The sequence below is a fragment of the Enterococcus sp. AAFC-DPL-5182 genome (assembly GCF_058216605.1).
The window spans coordinates 800,445-823,844 of sequence record NZ_CM177101.1 but is presented as its reverse complement, the minus strand read 5'-3'; the positions used below and the strand labels follow the sequence as shown (position 1 = coordinate 823,844).

At 35.4% G+C, this 23,400-nt stretch carries 18 protein-coding genes; 7 read left to right on the top strand and 11 right to left on the bottom strand.

The features are described 5' to 3' along the window. Window positions 1-76: 76 nt before the first annotated feature. Window positions 77-1,798 carry a septation ring formation regulator EzrA gene (gene ezrA / locus AC4BB7_RS03750; protein ID WP_086315613.1) on the bottom strand — a complete coding sequence of 574 codons (1,722 nt, stop codon included), beginning with the start codon at window positions 1,796-1,798 and terminating at the stop codon, window positions 77-79. Between the two features lie 229 nt (window positions 1,799-2,027). Then, window positions 2,028-2,693, bottom strand: a complete 666-nt coding sequence (locus AC4BB7_RS03745) for an HAD family hydrolase (RefSeq protein WP_490484477.1) — start codon at window positions 2,691-2,693, stop codon at window positions 2,028-2,030. Between the two features lie 195 nt (window positions 2,694-2,888). Here AC4BB7_RS03745 and AC4BB7_RS03740 point away from each other — a divergent pair, with 195 nt between their 5' ends. The 3 genes from AC4BB7_RS03740 to AC4BB7_RS03730 all read left to right on the top strand — a co-directional run bounded on the left by AC4BB7_RS03740 (window position 2,889) and on the right by AC4BB7_RS03730 (window position 6,710). Next, entirely contained in the window at window positions 2,889-4,241 is a 1,353-nt protein-coding gene (locus tag AC4BB7_RS03740; RefSeq protein ID WP_490484476.1) for an aspartate kinase, read from the top strand. Window positions 4,242-4,369: 128 nt separating this feature from the next. Then, the gene (locus AC4BB7_RS03735) at window positions 4,370-5,134 is read left to right on the top strand and encodes an ABC transporter ATP-binding protein (RefSeq protein WP_490484475.1); all 765 of its coding nucleotides are present in this window, start codon (window positions 4,370-4,372) and stop codon (window positions 5,132-5,134) included. After that, complete coding sequence (locus tag AC4BB7_RS03730) at window positions 5,127-6,710, top strand: ABC transporter (RefSeq protein WP_490484474.1); 1,584 nt, start codon at window positions 5,127-5,129, stop codon at window positions 6,708-6,710. The genes AC4BB7_RS03735 and AC4BB7_RS03730 overlap by 8 nt, the downstream gene beginning before the upstream one ends. Before the next feature lie 261 nt (window positions 6,711-6,971). Here the strand turns inward: AC4BB7_RS03730 and AC4BB7_RS03725 are convergent, their stop codons facing one another. The 4 genes from AC4BB7_RS03725 to AC4BB7_RS03710 form a co-directional block, all read right to left on the bottom strand. After that, window positions 6,972-7,502 (bottom strand): pyrophosphohydrolase domain-containing protein, encoded by a 531-nt coding sequence (locus AC4BB7_RS03725; protein ID WP_086315608.1) that lies wholly within the window; start codon window positions 7,500-7,502, stop codon window positions 6,972-6,974. 72 nt (window positions 7,503-7,574) lie between these two features. Next, the gene (locus tag AC4BB7_RS03720; protein ID WP_490484473.1) at window positions 7,575-8,414 is read right to left on the bottom strand and encodes a Cof-type HAD-IIB family hydrolase; all 840 of its coding nucleotides are present in this window, start codon (window positions 8,412-8,414) and stop codon (window positions 7,575-7,577) included. A gap of 33 nt (window positions 8,415-8,447) precedes the next feature. Further along, window positions 8,448-9,281 carry a DUF72 domain-containing protein gene (locus AC4BB7_RS03715; RefSeq protein ID WP_086315606.1) on the bottom strand — a complete coding sequence of 278 codons (834 nt, stop codon included), beginning with the start codon at window positions 9,279-9,281 and terminating at the stop codon, window positions 8,448-8,450. Window positions 9,282-9,430: 149 nt separating this feature from the next. Continuing rightward, window positions 9,431-10,168, bottom strand: a complete 738-nt coding sequence (locus AC4BB7_RS03710) for an acyl-ACP thioesterase domain-containing protein (protein WP_086315605.1) — start codon at window positions 10,166-10,168, stop codon at window positions 9,431-9,433. A 447-nt stretch (window positions 10,169-10,615) separates the two neighbouring features. Here AC4BB7_RS03710 and AC4BB7_RS03705 point away from each other — a divergent pair, with 447 nt between their 5' ends. From AC4BB7_RS03705 to AC4BB7_RS03695, 3 genes are all read left to right on the top strand, one after another. Beyond that, on the top strand, window positions 10,616-11,461 hold the full coding sequence (locus tag AC4BB7_RS03705) for a helix-turn-helix domain-containing protein (protein ID WP_086315604.1): 846 nt from the start codon (window positions 10,616-10,618) through the stop codon (window positions 11,459-11,461). 241 nt (window positions 11,462-11,702) lie between these two features. After that, window positions 11,703-12,287 carry a lytic polysaccharide monooxygenase gene (locus AC4BB7_RS03700; protein ID WP_490484472.1) on the top strand — a complete coding sequence of 195 codons (585 nt, stop codon included), beginning with the start codon at window positions 11,703-11,705 and terminating at the stop codon, window positions 12,285-12,287. A gap of 24 nt (window positions 12,288-12,311) precedes the next feature. Beyond that, window positions 12,312-13,361, top strand: a complete 1,050-nt coding sequence (locus tag AC4BB7_RS03695; protein ID WP_086315602.1) for a chitinase — start codon at window positions 12,312-12,314, stop codon at window positions 13,359-13,361. A 48-nt stretch (window positions 13,362-13,409) separates the two neighbouring features. On the opposite strand, the gene AC4BB7_RS03690 is transcribed toward AC4BB7_RS03695, so the two are convergent. From AC4BB7_RS03690 to AC4BB7_RS03670, 5 genes are all read right to left on the bottom strand, one after another. Beyond that, the gene (locus AC4BB7_RS03690; protein ID WP_086315601.1) at window positions 13,410-14,033 is read right to left on the bottom strand and encodes a recombinase family protein; all 624 of its coding nucleotides are present in this window, start codon (window positions 14,031-14,033) and stop codon (window positions 13,410-13,412) included. 48 nt (window positions 14,034-14,081) lie between these two features. Beyond that, on the bottom strand, window positions 14,082-16,223 hold the full coding sequence (locus AC4BB7_RS03685; RefSeq protein ID WP_490484471.1) for a peptidase domain-containing ABC transporter: 2,142 nt from the start codon (window positions 16,221-16,223) through the stop codon (window positions 14,082-14,084). Between the two features lie 12 nt (window positions 16,224-16,235). Beyond that, complete coding sequence (gene lanM, locus AC4BB7_RS03680) at window positions 16,236-19,349, bottom strand: type 2 lanthipeptide synthetase LanM (protein ID WP_490484470.1); 3,114 nt, start codon at window positions 19,347-19,349, stop codon at window positions 16,236-16,238. A 109-nt stretch (window positions 19,350-19,458) separates the two neighbouring features. Beyond that, a complete protein-coding gene (locus AC4BB7_RS03675) occupies window positions 19,459-19,647 on the bottom strand; it encodes a serine-rich class II lanthipeptide (RefSeq protein WP_139844071.1) in 189 nt (62 codons plus the stop codon). A gap of 129 nt (window positions 19,648-19,776) precedes the next feature. Beyond that, window positions 19,777-22,248 (bottom strand): SpaA isopeptide-forming pilin-related protein, encoded by a 2,472-nt coding sequence (locus AC4BB7_RS03670; RefSeq protein ID WP_490484469.1) that lies wholly within the window; start codon window positions 22,246-22,248, stop codon window positions 19,777-19,779. Window positions 22,249-22,507: 259 nt separating this feature from the next. Between AC4BB7_RS03670 and AC4BB7_RS03665 the strand changes: the two genes are divergently transcribed. Next, the gene (locus tag AC4BB7_RS03665) at window positions 22,508-23,380 is read left to right on the top strand and encodes a helix-turn-helix domain-containing protein (RefSeq protein ID WP_086315597.1); all 873 of its coding nucleotides are present in this window, start codon (window positions 22,508-22,510) and stop codon (window positions 23,378-23,380) included. The last annotated feature ends 20 nt before the right edge of the window (window positions 23,381-23,400 follow it).

Genomic DNA, 23,400 nt, shown 5'->3' with positions numbered 1-23,400 from the left:
TATATACTTTCTAATTTAGTAGTTCAACCTATCGAACAAAATAAAAAGGTGAGACGCTTGTCTCACCCTTACTTATTTAAATCGCATCAAGATTATTGAAATAGAAATCTTCGATTCTTCTAAATGCTCCTGGTTCTACTCTTTCTAAAGCTGTCCCAATTTCATCTAGAGCATCTTGATATCTGTATTCTTTCGAGAATAGTTCTAAACTATTTTCCATCGCCACGCGAATTGCTTCATGTGTATGACGGTAACGATTTGCATATTGCATCATTTGTTCTGTCAATGCAGCAGAGTTAACTAAATCGTTTGTTTTCTTATCTAGTAATTCCAAGTCTTCATTACAAAGATCAGAAAGTTTTTTGATTTCTTCCATGTTGATGCGAATTCTATTTAAAGCCTTGCTTAGCTCTTCAATACGATCGGTTGCTACGAAGAAGAATTCCAAGTAATCAGCTGGTAATCCAGGTAAACGTTGTTTTTCAACATAACGTTTGATGTTGCGTAAACGGAAATCATATTGATCGACTTTTTCTTGAGCAACTTTTTCACCTTTACGTAAATCTTTCAATGAATCATCGATTTCTACTTGTTGATTTTCGATGTCATCTAGGATTTTATAGCAATCTTTAAAGAATGCTTGAACTTCTGAAAAAGGAATCGTATGCTCTTTTAATTTTGGTTCGAAATCTTCATAGCGGCGGATCAGTTCTTCGATTTCTGTTTGGAAGCCTCTTGAACGTCCTAACTCATTATGATTCAACGTATAACTTTGAGATGTATGATCTAATTCAATCATCAATTGACGATTATTTTTCAATGCATGAGCAATATAATCTCCGACCACTTTATGGTTGGTCATTACATATTTCTTAGCATTGATCTCACGTTCCATGATTTCATATAATGCATCGATAGCATTAGCTGTATCACGATTAGCTACTTCAACTGCATCCACTTCTGTCTTCTCTAAATCGACTGTTGAATTTTTAACACGTTTTTGAACACGTCTTAATTCATCTTCAAAATTCTTTTCTGGGAACACATAATGATCCGCAAGTAGACGTTTGTAGCCATCTTCGATCTCTTTTAATTGATCAGGGAAAGTCCGATTTAATTCGTCATAAAGCGGTGGGATCCGTTTCATCACATCATCTAACTCATATGTGTGACGTTCGGCATTTTCTAAAACTTCACGAGCTTCAATCGGATCTCCTGATGTATTCAATGTTACAAACTGAGTAAATTCGATTTCGATATTTTTGATTTGTTTTTGTAATTCAGGATAAGCAGAACCAAATTCTGATTTTTCATCATGAAGTAATTTACTGATCTCTTCGTAAACATCTAACGCTTTTTGAACTTCAAGTGAATTACGTTCTTCACTTTCACGCAGTTCTTTCAGACCGTTACGGATGATCTCAACTTCTGATTCCATCTCAGTCATCGTCTGATCAGCTTCAGCAACTGCCTTTTTCGCTTTCATAAAACGGAAGGTTTCATTTAAATTTTCTACTTCAAAAATCTGACTTTCTAGCTCTGCAAAAGAACGAGTAGAAATCTCGGTCCAACGCTGATTCCATTCTCTAAACGTGTTTTGACTTTGCCCGACCATGTGCATCTTCTTGACATCATCGACCTCTTCGATCACCGGCAAGTCGAACAGTTCTTCTTTCCTCTTTTCCAGATCATCGAGTTTCATTTGATTTTTCTTTCTCATAAAATAACCAACTAAATACAAAACTGCTGCGATGATTATTATAGCTAAAACTACGATAATGATCAGATTATTCTTCATTCATGGTTCCTCCGTTTATTAGTCCATATATGATATGCAACAGCTGATAAATAACGAAAACACCTTTATCTGCAGTCACAATATTCTCTTATCTACTTAATTTTTCTTAAAAACACCTACAGAAAATTATATCACAAACCCGTCCATCAAGCACTAACTAATTGTATTTTTTTAAGAAATGTTTTGACTTTGTAATATTGTAACAAAACTATTCCGCCTATTAGTTAGTTTAACCGACTTTCTCAGTCATTTGCAACTTTTTGCACACATCACTCAACGTCTCCAACTGGACATCCGCTAATTGCTGATTCATGCCAAACCGTTTATCTTTCAAGGCCCAGACACTTGCACCAGCATCATGAGCTGAGCGAATCCCTTTTTCAGAATCTTCGATTACCAGACAGACTTCAGGTTTCAGACCTAACTCTTGTGCTGTATACTCATAAATCTCGGGTGCTGGCTTACTCTGTTTAAATTGTGTGCCACTTACGATCACATCAAAATAGCTAGCCAATTGCCCCACTTTCAATACTTCTTGAATCACATCCATCTTTGAAGAAGAGGCCAAAGCAATTTTATAGCCTTTTCTTTTAAAAAACTGCAAGACTCGTTTCGCATCTGGATCGATCAAGTCTGTGTAATCAATCGGATGTTTCTCTTTATATTGATGATATTTTTCACTTAAGAAAACTTCATCATAGATTGTATCATTAACTTCAAGAATCGTCTCCCATAAACTCCGCATATCTGCTCCAATAAATAATGCGATCGGAATCTGCTCAATCGTTAAATCATATTCTTTTAAAAATGCTTTTCTACGTTGATAATAAAACTCTTCACTATCGACCAATACGCCGTCCATATCGAAAATAATTCCTTCATATCTTTGCGTCATTTTGGCGCTCCTTCATTTGACTATTCTTATTCAGCTCTACCAGTCTAACAAATGTTTGAAAAAAAATGAAGAAATTTGTTGAAAAATAACTGAAAAGATTGAATAATTGTCATTTTTGCAGTTGCTTTTCAGTCCATATTTCGGTATTCTTTTACTATTATAATGAAAAATCTATTAAAATTAGGAGTGAAAAAAGTGAAAGTCATAAAATTTGGAGGCAGTTCATTAGCATCTGCTGCGCAGTTAGAGAAAGTTTTACACATCGTAAAAGAAGACGCTTCACGAAAGTTTGTTGTTGTTTCAGCTCCTGGTAAGCGTTCATCAGATGATATTAAAGTCACGGATTTACTTATCACATACTATAATGCTTATTTAAATAATGAAAATACAACTGATATCATCGGAAAAATCGTTGGTCGCTATGAAGCAATTTTGGATGAATTAACGCTTGATAAAGACGTTTTAGGCAATATCCAACAAGCCATTCAAACCTTAGCAACTTTACCCAAAAAAGACAACCCTCATCTTTTTGATGCGTTTTTAGCTAGTGGTGAAGACAACAATGCTAAGCTAGTTGCTTCTTTTTTCCAGCAACGCGGCTTGAATGCTCGTTACAAAAATCCAAAAGATCTTGGGATCATTGTGTCTGATGAACCTGGTAATGCGCGTATTCTGCCTTCTTCTTCAAGTAAAATCAACCAGTTTAAAGAAACAGAAGAAATTTTGGTCATCCCTGGCTTTTTCGGTTTCACAGAAGCTGGAGATATTTGTACATTTTCAAGAGGTGGTTCAGACATAACAGGATCGATCGTTGCCGCAGGTGTGGAAGCTGATCTTTATGAAAACTTTACAGATGTTAATGGTATTTTTGTTGCCCACCCAGGGATTGTTCACGAACCAAAAACAATCAAAGAACTAACTTATCGGGAAATGCGTGAATTAGCGTACGCTGGTTTTGCAGTGCTTCATGATGAAGCATTGATGCCTGCCTACCGCGCCAATATTCCAGTGGTTATCAAGAATACGAATAATCCTGAACATCCAGGCACTTTGATCACAACTTCTAGAACGATAAAGCACGATCCAGTTGTTGGAATTGCAAGTGACCAGGGATTTGCCAGCATTTATATCAGCAAGTATTTAATGAATAGAGAGCTAGGATTTGGTCGGCGTTTATTGCAAATTCTGGAGGAATTAGGGCTTAGTTATGAACATATGCCTTCTGGGATCGATGATATTTCGATTATTTTGCGAGAGCGTCAATTAACGATCGACATTGAAGAGGAACTGATGAAACGTCTAGAACAGGAACTTGAACCTGACGAATTGCGAATTACACATGGTTTGTCGATGTTGATGGTCGTAGGTGAAGGAATGCGTCAGAGAATCGGTGTAATGGCGGATAGTACTGCTGCTTTGGCTTTTAATAAAATCAACTTGGAGATGATCAACCAAGGTTCTTCTGAGGTTAGTATTATGTTTGGAATACGTGAGGATCAAGAGAAAAAAGCGATTCAAGCGTTGTATCAAACTTTTTTTGAACGTTAACATATAAAGTAAATACACAGCGAAGTCCGAATATGGAGTTCCTGTGTGTTTTTTAATAGAAAGCATTTTCTTCAGGAAATGACCAGCGTATAATAAAAATAGGTTATAAAAAACGAGGAGGACTTATTATGATTGAGTTAGTTAACGTTAGTAAAAACTATGGATCAAAAGAAGCATTGAAAGAATTGAGTTTAACCATAAAACAAGGTGAGATTTTTGGTTTTCTTGGTCACAACGGTGCAGGCAAGTCGACAACTATTAAGAGTTTAGTGAGTATTATTGAACCGTCTAGCGGTTCAATTACCGTTGATGGATTAGAATTAGCGGAGCATCGACAATCCATTAAGAAAAAGATTGCCTATGTTCCTGATACCCCAGATATCTTTTTACAGCTGACAGCAAGTGAGTATTGGGATTTGATTGCTGCGGCATATGAACTTAAAGAGACACAAAAACAAACTCGTTTAAATGAATTAGCTACTTTATTTGATATGGTAAGTCATCAGGATGAGACATTAGCCAGTTTCTCACATGGGATGCGTCAAAAAACAATTATAATCGGTGCATTGTTACCTGATCCTGATATCTGGATTTTAGATGAACCTTTACAAGGTCTAGACCCCCAAGCAGCTTTTGACTTGAAAGAAATGATGAAAGCCCATGCAGCCAAAGGAAAGACTGTGATATTTTCAACTCACGCATTAGATACAGCACAACAGTTGTGTGATCATTTAGCTATTTTAAAGAAAGGTGAACTCATCTACAATGGTTCTGTTGATAATTTGTTAGCGCAGTCTCCGAATGAAACATTAGAGTCTATTTATTTAAAAATGGCTGGACGTCAATCAGATTCGCAACTTGTCGAACGTATCGAAGGTGAATCCTATGAATAAAACACAGTTGTTAGAATTAACGCGAGTCAATCTACGTTATGCGAATCCTCAAGTAACAGAACGGGCTCGAAAAAAAGGGAAAAGCGGAAAGGCTTTGACGAAAGCTCTGATCAACCAGTATTTACTATCTGGCGTTTTGTTTTTATTCATCTATGGCATGACAATGTTTTTTATCGACTTCAGTCAGATGCCTGGTTTTTTTACTTATTATGTAGCATTATTTAGTATTTTGGCTTTTTCACAAGGGATTTCGGTTATTTATAATGTCTTTTTTGAAAGTCAGGATTTACCAGCTTATTTGCCTTTGCCTTTTCGCCAAAGTATGATTTTTACAGCGAAAATTTTGGTAGTGACCTTAACCGTTACGCCTTTTGTCTTTCCAATGCTCATTGTATTTTTATTGACTGGATGGCGGTCTGGAATTTTTCTACCACTCATGATTATTTTAGCAATTTTGCTCTTTTTATTAGTCTTAGCAACGGTTTTTGCAGTTTGCTGTCTGATTGTTTTTGGCTTAACCAGAACTGCACTTTTCAAAAAACACAAAAAACTTGTTACTAGTTTATTGTTAGGCATTTCAATGGCGATTGCGATTGTCGGGATTATTTTTATGAATGGGCAAAGTTCTTCTATCGAGACAGGTCAAATGGACCGTAATCCGATTTCTGTTTTACTTCCGTTATTTTATATTGTCTCCAAACCTTTGACTGCATCAGGGCTAATTAGTTTCGTTGGGTTACTTGGGTTGTTTCTAGTATTGATGCTAGCTATCAAGGTGTTGATCTTACCAAAACTTTATGAACAACTAACGGATGCAACCACTGCTACAGGTATAAGTCGCCGTAAACACAAAACGAATCAAAATTTAAATCAATTGCTTATAAGTTATAATACGCAATTATTGAAAGAACCAAATTTAATTATGCAAGTTTTATCGAATTCTTTGCTGATGCCCTTGATCTTCATCGTAACATTTGCAATCGGTGGATCCTTAGATTTGAGTCATATCGATTTTCGTTTTGTCGGTGTAGTTTTTTTAACTGGTATTGCTCTAGCTTGTATGACGGTCAATCAGACTTCTTTTATCAGTAATATGATTTCTCTCGATCAAGAAAACTTTAATTTTATAAAGACTTTGCCTATTTCGATGTCTAAATATATGAAACAAAAGTTTTTGGTTGGCTTAATCATTCAATCTGTATTAACTGGTGGTATTGCATTGATTGGAGGGATTTTATTCCGATTACCGATCCTGTTTACTATCATTTTATTGGCAGGGGCACTGTTTGGCAGTTATCTGCTCTGTTTACGTTTTTTTGCCAGAGACCTTCGCTTTATCTTGTTGGAGTGGACAAGTGTCAATCAATTGTTTACTCGTGGTTCTGGAAGTGTAGGATTAGTCTTTACAATGATCGGCTCAATTTTTGTAAGTTTGATTCTTTTAGGCATTTATGGTTTTGCTGCCATGACTTTCCCCTTTTGGCCGCTTAATTTAAGTGTTTTGTTGCTCTTAATCATTGTGAGTTTTCTATGGATAAGACATTTTCAAAAAAACTTTTGGGATTCATTCAATTAAAACTGGATCCTAGTTTAAAGAGTGTGAGAATTTTCAAAAAACTGAAAATTCATCACACTCTTTCCTTTTTTATTGTTTAATCTTTATTTTGATTTTTCCACGTAAATACAATCATTTATAGTCTATTTAATGTCTTAGTTCACTAGAACTTTCTATTGAATCTGAATTTGTGATATGTCTTGATTTACAGAAAAAGTCTAAGTACATGCTATCAAAATAACTCAAAACAAAACGATTAGCGTTCTGTTTTGAGTTATGATTTCAGCTATTTTTTCCGTTCATTTTAGCTTCAGACTGACGTTTTATTTCTTCTTTAATTTTTGGTTCTGGCGCAAAATCAGCTTCCCAATTATTTGGTTTTAACACTTTATGTGTTACAGGATGATAGTGAGGCTTTCCATCGGGAAATATTTTCCCCATATTTGCCTCATGCACAATTGAAAATATTTCGGTCGGATCAACACCCAACAAGGAGAATGAACCATACGTAAAATATAACAGATCAATCAAAGCATCCACTTGTTCAACTAAGGGATCTTCTACTTTCTTTTCCTTGCTGAGCACTTTTTCTTCTGCCTGATCAACAGATGTTTTCAACTGAGTTACTAGTTCTTTAAAAACGACTGGATCATTATTCGCTGATCCATAAAGAAATTCAACCAATTCTTCTACTTTAAAACCAGCTCGATCTGACGCTTGTTTGGCAGAAAATGGTGTTGGCAGCTCAGGTCTTCTATTATCAAACTTTTGGTGAAAAGCTTCTGTCTTTTCAAATGGATTATCGATTTTCATTAGGTTCCTCCTAAGTATAAAAAAGTTCAGCCTGTTTTGAATGAAAAACAGGGTTCATCATTTTCAAAAAAACTAGTCAATAATATCATAATGCAACAACGCTTGATAGATTCCTTCTTTTTCATTCGTTGTGGTCACGTACTTTGCAGCTTCCTTTACTTCTTTTTCTGCATTTCCCATAGCGACACCAATACCGACGCCAGCTAGCATTTCTATATCATTCCAACTATCGCCAAAGGCCATCACTTCATCGAGCGAAATACCATAATAATCAACACACTTTTTAATTCCAACTAACTTTGAACCACCAGCTGGAATAATATCCACTGTATACGGATTTGAGCGCGTTATATGACAATTAGGCAATTGTTCTCTTAAAGCTTGTTCCTCTGATTTAGGACTTAAAAGAACACATTGATAAATCGGCTCTTTCAATACATTCAGGTCAAAATAACGTTGTGCTTTTCTATGAATCGAAAAGCGGCTGATTAAATTTTTGACAAAGTTCGCAGGAAAATATTTGGGTAAAAAACGGACAATTTTTTTAGCCCATTTATTTTGGCCAAAGCGCATCAGCGAACTACCTTCCAGACTACTTCTTGAGCCAAACATGATCTGACGATGATAGTGGTCAGAAAATGAAACAATCCTTCTTAGGGTTTCATCAGAAAAATGTGCTGATCGAATCGTTTCTTCCTCTGTATAAACCAATTGACCGTTGTAGACAACAAAAACATCTAAATTCAATTCATCTATTTGTTTGCTTAAATGAACAGGTCCTCGACCTGTTGCTACTCCACAAATGATTCCTTGCGCCTGAGCTTGAGCAATTGCTTTTTTAGTAGATATCAACGCTTTGCTGTTTTTATCCACCAAAGTGCCGTCGATATCAAAGAAAATAGCTTTAATCATGGGAATCCTTTCTTTAATAATTCTATGTTCTTTTTAAAACAGTCCCATTTGTTTGGGGTTTAAATTCTCATATTGTAAATTCAATGCCGCTTTCATTTCCAGCAAGTTGCCTGCCGCATCACCGCCAGAATTATTGTTAAAAATCACACCGACTTCTTTGGCTTCACGAGATAATTTTTCCACAGCTTCACTTAAATCTGCGATTTCCTCTGAGTTATAGCGATATAAGGTGCGCTTTTTACGCCAATCCTTGTCATTTGCCATCCACCCAGCAGCGTTACGTCCATGAAATCGGAACAAGACAAATTGATCATTCGTAACATAAGGGAAAAATGGCACTGGATTTGTAGGAATCTGCGGTTCATCGACCACAACTAATGAAAATTCATTGTTTTTCATAAATGACAGTGTTTGTTTAATGTATTTTGCGGTATACCAAGAACCATTTCGTAATTCTATCGCAATTGGCAGATCAGCAAACCAGCGGCGAATTTTTCCCAAATACTGAACGTTTTCCTTTGTGCATGCAAACGTTCCAGAAAATTGAATCAGAAATGCAAAAAGTTTACCACTTTCGATCATAGGCGTCATACTTGTCAGAAATGCCTCAATCATTTCTTCTTCGTTTTGATAATACTGCTGCCACTCGCCTTGGCAACTGATCCCACTATAGACTTTCATCACAAAACGAAAGCCATCTGGAACCGATTTAGTCCATTCTCTAACAGATTCTTGTTTGGGAATGCCGTAATAGGCTGTGTCCATCTCAACCAAAGGTAAATAACCTGCGTATTCATATAAAGTAGAACGCTTTTTTCCAGTTAACTTGTCATGTTCATTAAAAGAAGTCAAACCTAAACGAATCATAGAGTATGTTGTCCTTTCTATTCCTATCAATTCACTATTACGTACATATCGTTAAAATGATTATTTACCTATTATTTTATACTAAAAAAGACTAAGACAAAACAAAAAGTTGCCTTAGTCCCAAAATTTGATCTGGTTCTATCAGTCTATTAGCTTTTTTTCCATTTCATATTAGCTTCACAATAGGTTTGACCATCGATTCGAATTTCATGCCGCGTTGTTATTCCTTCTTCACCTTCAAGCATTTCATAATGGCTCTCTACTACCTGACCATATTCCACTTCTTTATCAAATTTCACATTAATAAATGTCGGCTCGTGTGTACTTAGAAAATCATAACCTAACACATCTAGCAACCAATTAAAGTAGATCGCATTATTAACATGCTGGTTCCCATCAATATCAAAATAACGAACACGATAGGGTAAAAAGTCCCCTGATTCCACTTTTTCGATTTTTTCACTACGATAAATTTTCTTGATTTTTTCACTTTCATACGGCTCGATGATTTCAGGAAGAACACTGCTCATTTTGCGATTTTCTTTATCCATCAAGACAAAAGTCGACTTGATCAACACACATTCGTTTCCTTGTTCATCATGAATCCAAAAATTTCGGTAACAAAAATATTTATTATACGCAATTGCTTGCGTCGTAATAGAGAGGTTTTCTCCAACTTTAGGTAAACGCGTGATATGGATCTCATAATTGGTAATAACCCAGCCAAGTCCAAACGAAGCAACAAAATCAGAACCACGTTCTAAGGCATCGCTTTGTTCTTCAGATGTCTTGATCACAACAGCTAGCATTGCTGGAATTGTCATTTTTCTTGTAATATCGCCATCATAATAGGCAACTTCATACGGGGTCGTAAATTTTTTTGCCATTGGATCTCCTCCTTTTTTTGCTTCTATAACTGTGTAAATTATAACATAAGTTACTGAATCGAGGATACAAATAATGATAGCTTAAACAGATTCAAGTAATCGATGTTTTCTCAAAATTGTTTTTAAGATATATTTAAAATAATTGTTAAATTTTATGTTTTTAAGATATTTTTTCTATATATTCCAAAAAAACTTTTCAAAGCAGAAGTGTCTATCCCTCTGTTCTAAAAAGTTTTTTAGTCTTACCTATTTGTTAAAAAAAAAACTCTATTCACTAATTTTTTTGCACTATACGTGACCAGTATTCCCGTAGACAAGCACTTCATTCAACAGATCCAAAAGTGTTTCCATCGCTATCCCTCCAAAAAATTAGTTGATTCTAAAAGAATAATACCATACTATTATATAAAACTAGAACTATAATGCATAAACATAGAGGGGAAAAATATGAGAATCAAAGGAGACATCATCCGAACAGTAAGGAAACAGAAAAAATTGTCGCAAGTAACTTTGGCCGCTGGAATTTGTACACAAGGAACCGTTAGTAATATTGAAAACAAAAATGTCTGTGATAGCCTTGAGATTCTTGATGCGATATGCAAAAGATTAAATCTTAGTCTAGAAAGTGTCCTAGATGACAATGACGAAAAGAAGTTAATGTCTTTATTAAACAATGTAGAAGAACTGTGCAATACATTTAAACATAAAGAAGCTCATTCATTGCTAAAAGAAACGTCAATAAATGTTGCTGATTTCCAAAATAAAGAGTTGGAAGTTCGCTGGTTTTACTTTATGGGCATCACTAACTTACTAGGTTATAACAATACAACAGACAGTTTATTTTATTTTTATAGAGCGGATGAACTTGGTGATTCAAATTCTATTTATGCCATTCTTTCCGTCAACAGCCTGGGGATCGTATATGAAATGGCTAATGAACTAGATAAAGCCCAAGTTTATTATGAGAAATCGATCGATATGCTCAAAAAAATGACGATAAAAATACCTATTGAAGCGACTAAGGTGTTTTTCAATACCGCCAAATTTTATTCATTGATCAAAAATTATGCAACTGCTTTTGACCTGGCTTCTGAAGGGATGCTTTTAAATCAGACCTATCAATCATTGTACATGTTAGATCTTTTAGCATATGAAGCAGCTTTTAACGACTTTATGAAGTCACCCGATTTAACAGCACCTGACTTTACTAGTGCGAAAGTTTTTGCTACCTTTAATAACAATCAAAATTTATTAGCTGTGATTGCTAACGATGAAAAAACCTTAACTCGTTAGATTAGCAGACAATGAAGAATCGTTCGTTTGGACCATGCATTCAGCATAATCTTAACGAGCGATTTTTTACTTTCTTCTGATTTATGCCACTAAACTATACATCTTTTTTGAAGAATATATTTCGCAAATCCTCTCACTGAATTATCATTTTAAAAATAGTTGCATATTATTGGAATAATATAAAATACCATGTTACATTTATTATTGTAAGCGCTACAAAATACTTTTAGGAGGAATTACAATGAAAAAAACAATGCTCAAAGCAGTACTTACACTTAGTTTATTAGCTGGAGGTTTATCTGTTTCAGCTACTGTCACCCATGCGCATGGATATGTTTCATCACCAGGAAGCCGCGCTTATTTCGGCAGTAGTCAAGGTGGAAAAATAAATAAAAATGTTGGCCGTGCTGAATGGGAACCTCAAAGTATTGAAACAACTAAAAACACTTTTATTCCAGGAAAATTAGCGAGTGCAGGTGTTAGTGGATTTGAGCCATTGGATGTTCAAACAGCTGATCTTTGGCATAAAACAGATATTACAACAGGCCCACTTGCAATCAACTGGACTTTAACTGCTCGTCATAGAACTTCTACGTGGGATTACTATATGACGAAGCAAGGTTGGAATCCAAATCAGCCTTTAGATATTAAAAATTTTGATTTGATCGGCCGTGTTGATGACAAAGCAACAATTCCAGAAGCTTCTGTCAACCATACGATTACCGTTCCTAGTGACCGTAAAGGGTATCATGTGATTTATGCTGTTTGGAATGTTTATGATACGACAAATGCTTTTTATCAAGCAATCGACGTCAACGTCAAATAAAACAAACTATAAGGAGACAAGCATATGAAAATCAAACAATTGATTCCTGCTTTTTTACTCGTTTCAGGTATTGCTGCCGGCAGCTTTTTTACAGCCACTCCTGCACAAGCCGCTGATTCAGCCAGCGAAATGGTTAGCGTAGCAAATAAAAAAGTCCTTGTTGGCTATTGGCATAACTGGGCTTCTAAAGGTCGCGATGGCTATAAACAAGGAACTTCTGCAAATATTTCATTAGCAGAAGTGAATAAGACCTACAATGTAGTTCCAGTATCCTTCATGAAAAGTGATGGTATTAGCCGAATTCCGACGTTTGCACCTTACAACAAAACAGATGCCGCTTTTCGTCAAGATGTCGCATTACTTAATAGCCAAGGACGTGCTGTCTTACTTGCTTTAGGTGGTGCTGATGCTCATATTCAATTAAAAACAGGTGATGAACAAGCCTTTGCTGATGAAATTATTCGTCAAGTGGAAACATACGGCTTTGATGGACTGGATATTGATTTAGAGCAATCTGCCATTACAGCAGGTGATAATCAAACTGTTATCCCAACCGCTTTGAAAAAAGTCAAAGAACATTACAGAGCACAAGGTAAAAACTTCATCATCACAATGGCACCTGAATTTCCTTACTTAAAACCAGGCGGCGCTTATGAAAAATACATTACTTCTTTAGATGGTTACTATGACTACATTGCACCACAGTTATATAATCAAGGTGGAGACGGCGTTTGGGTAGATGAAATCAACAAGTGGATTCCACAAAGTAATGATGCGCTGAAATATGAATTTCTTTATTATATGTCGGACTCTATGATTCATGGCACACGGACATTCTTAAAAATTCCAAATGATAAACTTGTGTTAGGACTACCTGCAAATGTTGATGGCGCTGGCAGTGGATATGTAATTGACCCAACAGCTGTTTACAAAGCGCTTGATCAGTTAGCAAAAGATGGCAATCCAATCAAAGGCTTGATGACGTGGTCAGCTAATTGGGATGTCGGCACTAACGTAAATGGGGTACCTTACAATAATGAGTTTGCTACTAGGTATGCTCGAATTTTACAATAAAAAATAAACAAAAAGAGCCAAATCATGTGAGATTTCGGCTCTTTTTGTTTATTTTTTTCCTCCGCTGCTGACTAAATATTTATTATTTTTGGATATATCAGCTGTTTTTTTAGTCCGATAAATCCCTTCTTTTCTTAAATGATGATAAATCGTTGATGTAGAAATACCACAGCGTTTTGAAATTTCCTCTGTTGAAATATCTGTGTTGTGATAAAGCTCAAGTGCTTCATTCACTTCATTGACAAGTGGGGGGCGGCCTAAAATGACACCCTTTTTTTTAGCTGCACTCAATCCTGCCAAAACACGTTCCCTGATCAACTCTGCTTCCATTTCAGCAAATGCTCCCATGATCGTAAAAAAGAAGCGCCCCATTGGTGTAGAGGTATCAATATTATTTTCAATGCTGACAAAATGAATATTTCTTCGATCAAACTCTTCTAACAATCCAAGCAGTTGCTTCGTACCTCTAGCCAATCGATCCAATTTAAAAATAACAAATGTATCACCAGGCTTCAAAATTTGCAAAGCTTTATTCAATTCATTACGAAAACTTTTGCGTCCACTTTCATATTCTTTGAATATTTGGTCGACACCATACTCCTCCAATGCTTGTTGTTGAGAATCAAATTTTTGATAGTGCGTACTGACACGCATATAGCCAATAACTGCCATCTTATTCTCCCCCTTATTTCTCCTTAACCCCAACCAGTAATCTATTTGCTATACGGCGTTTGTTGGATCAAAATAAATCGAATGGTAATAGCCTTCTAGAGCTAATAATTCCTGATGTGTTCCTTCTTCAACAATTCTTCCTTGATCCATAACTAAAATTCGATCAAAATGTTTAATCGTATTTAATCTATGGGCCACAATAATGCAGGTGAAATCGTACGTCTTTAAGCGGTTCATGATAAAGTTTTCTGAAATATTATCTAAAGAGCTTGTCGGTTCGTCCATTAAAAGTAAACTTGTTTCTTTTACCAATGCTCGAGCAATGGAAATCCGCTGCATCTGGCCTCCCGATAAATTCATTCCACCTTCTGAAATTTGTGTTTCTAATCCCAAAGGTAAATTCATGATGATTTCATCTACTCTAGAATCAAAGATTGCTTGCTCAACTCGTTCATCAGTGGCCTCAGCTTGATTCAACACAATATTGTCATATAAAGAAGCGTTGAATATTGTTGGTTTTTGATTAACAATACTAATGCATTTTTTTAGCGAGACGTCATCAATTTGTTTGAGATCGATATCGTTGAACCTGATTTGTCCTGAAGTTGTATCGTATAAGCCTGCCAATAACTTCAATAATGTGCTTTTCCCTGAACCACTTTTCCCTACAATTGCAACTTTATCTCCATGTTCTATCTGGAAAGAAACAGAATGTAAAATCTCTTCCTCAAAGTAGCTATATTTAAATGAAACATCTTCAACACTCACCGAATCAACCCTTGTTATTGTTTCTCCGTCAATTGCCAAACGAGGATTATCTTTTGCTTCTAAAATCTCATTTAGCTTACCAAAGTACGATCGTAAAAGTAAGAACTCTGTATAAGAATCAAAGACGGTGACGATTGGCGCAATAAAGGCTCCGGACAATGCATTAAAACTGATAAGTTCTCCCAATGTCACTTGTCCTTTTGTTACTTGAAACAGCCCTACATAAATCAGAACGATCGGCAAAATAAATTGAATGGATGTTTGAATTGTTCTAACCCACGTTGAAAAGCGATTTTTCTCAGCCCGTAACATAATTTGATTTTTGAATTCATTACGCCATTTTGCATAGAATTGATTTTCTGATCCAGACGATTTAACAGTTTCCATTCCTTCAAATAATTCTACCAAGATGCGCTGAACTTTAGATTGAGCAATCAGTTCTTTATTCGTAATACTTTGCACTCGCTTCGAGTTAACAACTGAAATAGCCCCCATCATAAATGCTCCGAAAATAGCAATTAGAGTTAATTTTAGTGATAAATTAACCATTAAAATTAAATAGATGAACACAAATAAAAAATCTACCGAGATTGTCAACATCCGTTGACTCATGATTTGCTGGATGATCACACTAAGGTTCGCACGAAAAATCAAATCCCCCGTTGAACGATTAACGAAGAAACGCAACGGTAAATGAATGATTTTTTTCATAAAGGCTTTCATCAAGGTTAAATCAAATAAATTTTCCAACACGATCAACACTAAGCCTCTTGCAACTTGCAGCAGATAATAAGCGATAAAAAGAATGGCGATCGTTGAACCGATTTGAAAGATATTAGAAACAGCAACATTTGCATTATCTATGATCATTTGCGTCAGTCTAGGAATTGCAATCGTCACCATTTGAATCAACAGAGTCAGGGCGATAAACAAGGCAACTTTTGCTTTTTGATCCGTTAATATTCCTTTTAAGATCAGCCAAGTAGCATTTTTTTTATTCTTTCGCTGTGTGATCGTAACGTCAACGTCTGTTAAAATCAAAGCAATATTAGAGAAGCTTGCTTCAAATTCTGCCCTTTTAATTTTTTTCCGTCCACTTGCAGGATCCAAAATTGTTGCTTCTTTCCCTGTTAGTTTCTCTAATACAATATAATGGCGTTCTTCCCAAAAACAGATCGTAGGTGTAGCTTGTTCCTCTAAAATTTCTAGATCTAGGACTCGAATCGCCTTTGTTTCAATTCCTCGATCCAATAAAATTTGTTTTAAATTTGTTAGTGTGTTTCCACCTTTAGGAACACCGTACACATCACGAAGGTGGCTCAGCGTCACATTATCGTCATAGTAGTTTAAAACCATCGTCGTACAAGCTAGCCCACATTCACTATGTTCACTTTGTTCAGTAAATGGCACTTTTTTCGTCAATATGATTCCTCCTTATTCCATTGGTAATTCCAAGGTTAGTATGTCTGCTGCTTGATTTGCATTGTGTATGCGTAACAGTTGGTGTCCAATACCGGCCAATCCTGTAAACAGTCCATATTTAGGAATCGTCGGCAGTCCTTCAAATGTATAGTTTTCTTCAAGAATTTTCTGATAAGCTTTTTTTACTTTCTCTTCAATAGCATCTTTATGTTGTTTGGTCGCCCAGCTTGATTTTCCATATTCGATCAAAAATTCCAAATCGCCAAAATTACCATGACATAAACAGTCATCTCTTTTTTCCTGATGGATCAAACGTTCTGCTGCAATTTGAACTTCTTTTCGTAAACGTGAATCTTCAAATCCGCTATTTAATAAATCTAAATAAGCCAAGCCGATTCCTGTTGATCCATAACACCACAAATCATTGACCATTGGGGGAATTGGACGTAAATCCAACCAACCATTTTGGGTAGGATCAAAAGTGGTTCTTTCTTTGACCAAACATTTTTTGATCAATAGCATAATTTCAGGATCTTTTTCAACTTTCAAAAGGCTATTAGCGGCATGGATCACTCCTGAGTAGCCATGTGCAAACCCACCTTGAGTAATTTTTTCAAGATCTAAATCGAAAAGTAACTGCTTAGCAAAAGCAAAATAGCTTTCTTTATTTGTTAGTTGATATAAATGAACAAATACTTTTATGATCGATGCTGTACCACCATTCCAATCATAACTTTCAATTACTTCCCCGTCATATCTTTCCATATATCGTGCAGCAATCGACTCTGCTGCCCTGATTAATTTAGAATCATGATTATAGTTATAGCTATAAAGTAATGGATAAACAGCAGCAAAGGAACCGTAAAAAGCTGAAACACTGTCCACATAATCTTCTTCAAGTTTCAAGACTAATGCTTCTGCTAATTCATATGGCTTTTGAAACTTCTGATCTTTTGTAATATGGTAGAGCTCACTAAAATATAAGTACATTCCGCTAATTCCGTCGTAAAAATTTTCATTCATGACATTGACGACATAATTATCTGGTGACGTTTCTTCAATATCTTTCCAGGCAATTGACTCTTCACCTAAAAAGGCAGCTTCAAGAATCGTTTCCCCCACTGCAACAGCCCCATCTAAAAAGTTGACTTGATGAATTTGCTCTTTTAATGGAACTGTTTTTTCCTGCAAATCGGTTGAATGATACAAGCCGAATGAAGTTTTTAGATAATCTAGCTGTTGCTCTTCTTCTAATTCAGAGTAATTTCTTAATCGTAAAATTTCGAGATCCAGAGCTTTTTCTTGGTACATATTTTTGATGATTTCACCTTGACTTGCCATTAAATCCTTGGTACTTGTGGGGTTAAAGAAAATCGGTACATCATGTTGCAGCATATCGCGCACTTCATAAGGTACGGGTTTGGAATTAGAATAGCCATGCATCCACAAATTTTCAAATAGTTTTTCACGTTCTATATAATCGACCATACAAGTAGGATGAGTTGAATAATCCAATAAGTCCCCGTAGCTTTGTGTTGTTTTGATCACGTTGCGGACTAAGCAATCTGAAAACGTCTTTTCTGCCAAGTGTGCTAGTGTTTGTTTGTTGTTTCTAGCAAATGCTGAAAACTCTTTAAATCCGTCAATGATCGTTTCGATATAAGGAACGAAATCAACTTTTTCACCGTTGAACAAAGGAATATTTTCTGCTGCATCTGTGATATGTTCTTGATACATAAACTGCATATTGACTGAATCAAAATTAATCAGTTTCAAGACTTTGTAAGGTAATTTTTGTTCTCCACCACTAAGAGCACTTAACTGAATCCCTTTTGTAGCACCTTCCACGTCATCTTCTGCTCGTTCTTCAAATAAATAGATTGGAACCAGACCACTCATGACTACAGATTCACCATTTTCCTGCATGACTTTCACGATTGCATTTTCACTGTCCGGCATTGGAAAATGATTTTGAATGATCGTTTCAAGATCGATCAAGACTGGATATTTTCCGAAAGCCAGAACATTTTCCAAATGGAAATCATTGCCATTCAACAAATATACTAAAGCTACAGTCTGCCCAAATTGACGATAATAGTGCGTAACATCCTCTTTCGACAAACATTCAGAATAAATCAATCGTTCTTCGAATGTGTACTTTTCTTTTATTATTTTTGTAGTCAAATAAAAATCGAATGCATTCTCCATCTCATTGATTTTCTGAACAAACTGATCAAAACGCTCACCAATCATTAAATTTTTTGGTTTAAAAACAACATCGATTTCGTTACTGAATGTTAGGATCGCTACCGATTTTCCTTGATCATGAGAATCTCCTGCTCCCATTTTTAAACCACTTAATGATAGAGGAAGCTCTACTTGAAAAATTTGATTCAACTCTGTTTCGCTTTCAGCTAGTGCTTGCAACAACTCTCTAAAATTAGTAAGTTGAAAATCGATCGTCTCAGCATAAAGTCTCATTAATACTGGATACTGATCAAAAAAATCAAGCAATTTTTCTTGTGTATCAAAACGAGCGATCAAGTATTGTTTGAATCCTTCTTTCTCATCTAGTGACTCTGAAAAGGACAGCTTCTCTTTTTCTACATGTAAATCATACACAAATGTGCGTAACCCTATGTCCATAAAACGATTGATCACTTCACCAATGAAATTTTCCATAGCAGTTGCTTGAATTTGGAGTGTTGGAAAATCCGCCACTATTTGATATAATTTTTTTTCAAAATAATCAATGTGCAAACGTAAGGCGTACGTAAAATTCGCTTTTTCATCATCAAAAACATCTTCAGATAAACGGTCCTCTTGCGACATTATCAATTTTGTAGTCTGCACCCATTGTTCTTTAGATATAGTCATAAAAATAGACTCTTTTTCATCTGTAGTTAATTCTTTTATCGCTAAACCAAAGTCCTCTTCAGTTAACTTTAACGATGCTAAAATTTCTTTAAATCGTTCATCTGTTACAGTTGTAGGACGCTTACGCCACTTTTTATAATTCTCAATTTGCCCTTTTGGAACAGTCATCTGGTTGTTTTTATAATATTCTTGTAACGCTTCATACCTTTGACGGATAGATGTGCCTTTGGCCAGGTTTTTTAGACTCATGTCAAACTCCTTTTGTTCGTTTATTTATGTAAAATTTCTTTAGTTAAAAACAAGTGCTAGACAAGCTTCCTATCAAGAGGAACTCGTCTAGCAACTTGATTATTTTAAATTACCACCCGCAACATCTTGAAGAGCAGCAGCTATAGCTACATCTTGTAGAGTAACAGCTACTTGATGATGATGAAGAAGATGATGATGACCAGCTCCATCCAAAGAAACTTCCTTGAACTTTATTCATTTCTTCCGGTGTTAATTCTTCAAAAGATTTCCCAACTTTTTTCTCAGCTTGTTTGTTCATAGTGTGTTTTCCTCCTAAATGATTAATAGTTTGAGATAATAAAATGTGCACTTTTATTATCATTTATTTAAAATAAATTGCGATTTAAGCAATCTATCTTAAAACAGTTCTTTTCTTCCCTAATTCAGCTTAGATGGTTAATCTGATAATAGTGAATTTGTTAGCTTCAATTTTGAATTTTGTTGGTGTAGTTTCATTTGAATATCCTCTTACAGTAGGTTCAATTTCATACTCACCAGGGGCCAAGTAAATACTGATTTGCCCAAACGTATTAGAAACTACAGTTGTTTCAAATGCTGCCCCTTTCGTACAAGTAATACTATATTCCAGCCCTTTTAATACCTGTTTTGTATCATTACTTGAAAGATAGACTAGAGCACGTCCTGGTATTTGTTTCGGTTTATTATAAAAAACTGCTTCTGCAATTTCTTCCACAACGATTTTTTTCGTTTGCGTTGGAGCATCAAGTTCGTAACCATCTGGGGCTTTGGTTTCAGTGATTGTTACTTCCCCTACCGGTAAGTCTGGAAAAAACAATTCGCCTTGTACATCTGTGACCCCTTTATGGCTATTTCCTGCCGAGTCAATTACTTCAAACTCTGCATTTGGTAACACAATGTCTGTTTCAAAACCATCTTCATCATTTGCATATTTCTTGATTTTTAAACCACCTAGGTTTTCTTTTTTGATATTCGCATGTCTAACTTCAGCTATTTTCCCTGATTCAACGGTAACTTCATAAAATGTTGAATCTTGCTCATAACCTGGTGGGGCTTCAATTTCGATTACATAGTATTTACCTGGGTCTAAATCTTCTAAAAGAATTTCCCCATTATCGTCTGTAGTATATGTCCCCAAGAGTTGATTGTTATTATCATAAATTTCAAATACGGCGTCCTTTAAATAAACCTCTGGATCAGAATCTTTAACATATTTGACGATTTTTAGAGAGCCAGCTGTAGGTACTTCTACTTTTTTATTGACTATATCAATAGATGCTTTACCTTCTGGATCTGTTTTAGATAGTGTGATAAATTTTGGTGTTGTATCTAATTCATAGCCTTCTGGCGCTTTTGTTTCAATCAATTTATACGTACCATATGGTAAATCATTTAATTGACCGATACCATTTGCATCTGTTGTGATTTTCCCGACTAGCTGATCCGTCACATTGTATACATCAAATTCAGCTCCAGCTAAAACAGTTCCTGCTTCATCCTTTTTCACTACTTCAAGATTTCCAGTTGTTTTTTCTTTTCTATTCTCTACAGTTACACTGATTACACCGTTTGGATCATCTTTGGAAACGACTACTGATTTTGGTGTCGCATCTAATTCATAGCCTTCTGGCGCTTTTGTTTCAATAAGCTCATACTTACCAAATGGCAGATCTTTCAATGTCCCAACGCCGTTAGCATCCGTCGTGATTTTCCCAACAACCTTATTATTTTCATCACGAACTTCAAACTCAGCGCCGGCTAATAAGTTGCCAGTCTCATCTTTTTTAATGACTTTAAGCGCTCCAGTTGTGATTTTTTTCTTGTTTATTACGCTAATCGTTGCTTTGCCATTTGGATCTGTTTTAGATAATGTGACATATTTTGGTGTTGAATCTAATTCGTAGCCTTCTGGTGCGAAATATTCGACTACTGTATATGTGCCATATGGCAGATCTTTCACCACAGCAATTCCATTCGCATTTGTGGTAACTTGCCCAACAAGGGTATTAGCGCTGTTTATAACCAAAAAGCTTGCGCCAGCTAAAACTTTACCATTTTCATCTTTTTTGACTATTTCCAGTTCACCAGTTGTGATTAGCTTTTTATTCACTATTGTGATAGTCGCTACACCCGTAGAAGAAACAGTAACATATCTCGGTGTTGTATCAAGTTGATACCCATCTGGTGCTTTAACTTCGATCAGCTTATATGTCCCATATGGTAGATTCCCTAAAGTTGCGATTCCATTGGCATTCGTAGTAATTCTTCCCATAAATTGGTTATTGGCATTATAAACATCAAACACAGCTCCAGATAGAACTTGATTACTTTCATTTGTTTTTACAACTTTAAGACTACCTTTTTGACTTGGCAGTGGTATATTGCATTTCGTTAAACAAATAAGCTGCCCTGGTAAGAAAAGGTTAAAGTACATTGGGCTGCTTTCTAATTGATAGCCCGCTGGTGCTTTCGTTTCACGAATTGAATAGTAGCCAAGCGGTAATGACCTCGTTTCAGCAACACCATTATAGTTTGTCTGAATCACTTGGACAGGACGGTTAAAGCTATCATAGATCGTAAATTGCGCCCCTGATAATCTTGCTTTTGTCCGATCATCATACTTGATTACTTGAACACCTCCACATAATTTTGGAACAAAAAATCTAGGTGTTATTTGTGAAGATCTAGGAAGTCCGCTCTGCATTGTTGATAAATAGTCATTTGATGATGTGTTTCCTCCAAACTGATTATTCATCACTGAAGTTGTGGACCATGATGCATTACTTTGAGTAGCTGCTTCAGCCTGTTTCCCTCCAAATACACTGATAGTAAATACAATTAAAACGAGTGAATAAAATAAATAGCTAATTTTCTGTTTCATACAATAAAACTCCCCCAACAAATTTGATTTTTTAACTTTTCCAAATGATGCTTTTTTAGTATGTAATAAACCAAATAAATAATTTGACCATTCGTCTCAACTCCTCTCTCATTTGAAATAAATTCCAAAATTTTCCGAATTAATTTAAATTTCTTTTTATTATCTACTAGTTATTTAATGTTTTTGCTATAATAACATAAGTATTACAAATTTTTTCACTAGGTAAAATATTTTATACCACCAGAGAGGAGAACTATTTTTGAAAAATTATGGAACTTTAATAAAGAAAATTCGACAAGAAAAAGGACTCAGTCAAAAAGATATCTACGATGGGATCATGACTAGACAAACCTATTATTTGATTGAAACAAATGTCAGCATGCCTTCTTTTGACAAATTTTTAATGATACTGGAGAAACTTTGTATTTCCGTTGAAGAATTTCTTGAGTTACTCGATTCTGAGGCATATCCAACAATCAACCATTTCTATCATCAATTAAGCCAAGCCGTTTTCAAAAAAGATCAAAAAGTATTAGATTCTATAATCGAAAAATCTCAGCAACTTTATACAACCACAAACAATAAAAAGTTCTTCCATTTAAACCTGATTACTCAAGCAATGACTTACGCAACGAATGAAACAAGTGAATCTGATGCCCTTAAGGCTTCTAAAAACTTGATGTTTCCGATCAAACAATATTTGATTGGTATTGATAAATGGTATCTCTATGAATTAAAGTTGTTGAATAATTCCTTGTATTGTTTTGAATTATCAGAGGCCATTGCTTTAGGTACCTTGGTTGGAAAAAAGATCGATACCCTTAGTAACATCGAACAATACCAAGAAATTAAATTGAGAATCTATCTAAACCTTTCATCTCTATGCTTAAATTATCAAAATTACGAAAAAACCTTATTTTTTTCTGCCTTGGCAAAAGAAAACGCTCAAACAGATTACCGCCTATTTGAAATGATCATTGCAAACTTGAATTATGAAATTGCCCAAGCAGCTATAAAAAAACAGTTAATGGATTCTCAAATAAGTCATTACCTTACTATTTTAGAAAGTTTAGGCTATCAATCTACAGTAAAAGAATACAAACGATTCCTGAAAAACAACACTATTTGTTGATTTTCATTTGTTTTTTATTC

What these genes read in the sequence shown, in the direction of transcription:
- AC4BB7_RS03695 (WP_086315602.1), top strand. Translation starts at nt 12,312, where the DNA reads ATGAAAATCAAACAATTGATTCCTGCTTTTTTACTCGTTTCAGGTATT.
- AC4BB7_RS03735 (WP_490484475.1), top strand. Translation starts at nt 4,370, where the DNA reads ATGATTGAGTTAGTTAACGTTAGTAAAAACTATGGATCAAAAGAAGCA.
- AC4BB7_RS03690 (WP_086315601.1), bottom strand. Translation starts at nt 14,033, where the DNA reads ATGGCAGTTATTGGCTATATGCGTGTCAGTACGCACTATCAAAAATTT.
- AC4BB7_RS03720 (WP_490484473.1), bottom strand. Translation starts at nt 8,414, where the DNA reads ATGATTAAAGCTATTTTCTTTGATATCGACGGCACTTTGGTGGATAAA.
- AC4BB7_RS03675 (WP_139844071.1), bottom strand. Translation starts at nt 19,647, where the DNA reads ATGAACAAACAAGCTGAGAAAAAAGTTGGGAAATCTTTTGAAGAATTA.
- AC4BB7_RS03710 (WP_086315605.1), bottom strand. Translation starts at nt 10,168, where the DNA reads ATGGCAAAAAAATTTACGACCCCGTATGAAGTTGCCTATTATGATGGC.
- AC4BB7_RS03705 (WP_086315604.1), top strand. Translation starts at nt 10,616, where the DNA reads ATGAGAATCAAAGGAGACATCATCCGAACAGTAAGGAAACAGAAAAAA.
- AC4BB7_RS03725 (WP_086315608.1), bottom strand. Translation starts at nt 7,502, where the DNA reads ATGAAAATCGATAATCCATTTGAAAAGACAGAAGCTTTTCACCAAAAG.
- ezrA (WP_086315613.1), bottom strand. Translation starts at nt 1,798, where the DNA reads ATGAAGAATAATCTGATCATTATCGTAGTTTTAGCTATAATAATCATC.
- AC4BB7_RS03745 (WP_490484477.1), bottom strand. Translation starts at nt 2,693, where the DNA reads ATGACGCAAAGATATGAAGGAATTATTTTCGATATGGACGGCGTATTG.
- AC4BB7_RS03670 (WP_490484469.1), bottom strand. Translation starts at nt 22,248, where the DNA reads ATGAAACAGAAAATTAGCTATTTATTTTATTCACTCGTTTTAATTGTA.
- AC4BB7_RS03730 (WP_490484474.1), top strand. Translation starts at nt 5,127, where the DNA reads ATGAATAAAACACAGTTGTTAGAATTAACGCGAGTCAATCTACGTTAT.
- AC4BB7_RS03715 (WP_086315606.1), bottom strand. Translation starts at nt 9,281, where the DNA reads ATGATTCGTTTAGGTTTGACTTCTTTTAATGAACATGACAAGTTAACT.
- lanM (WP_490484470.1), bottom strand. Translation starts at nt 19,349, where the DNA reads ATGAGTCTAAAAAACCTGGCCAAAGGCACATCTATCCGTCAAAGGTAT.
- AC4BB7_RS03700 (WP_490484472.1), top strand. Translation starts at nt 11,703, where the DNA reads ATGAAAAAAACAATGCTCAAAGCAGTACTTACACTTAGTTTATTAGCT.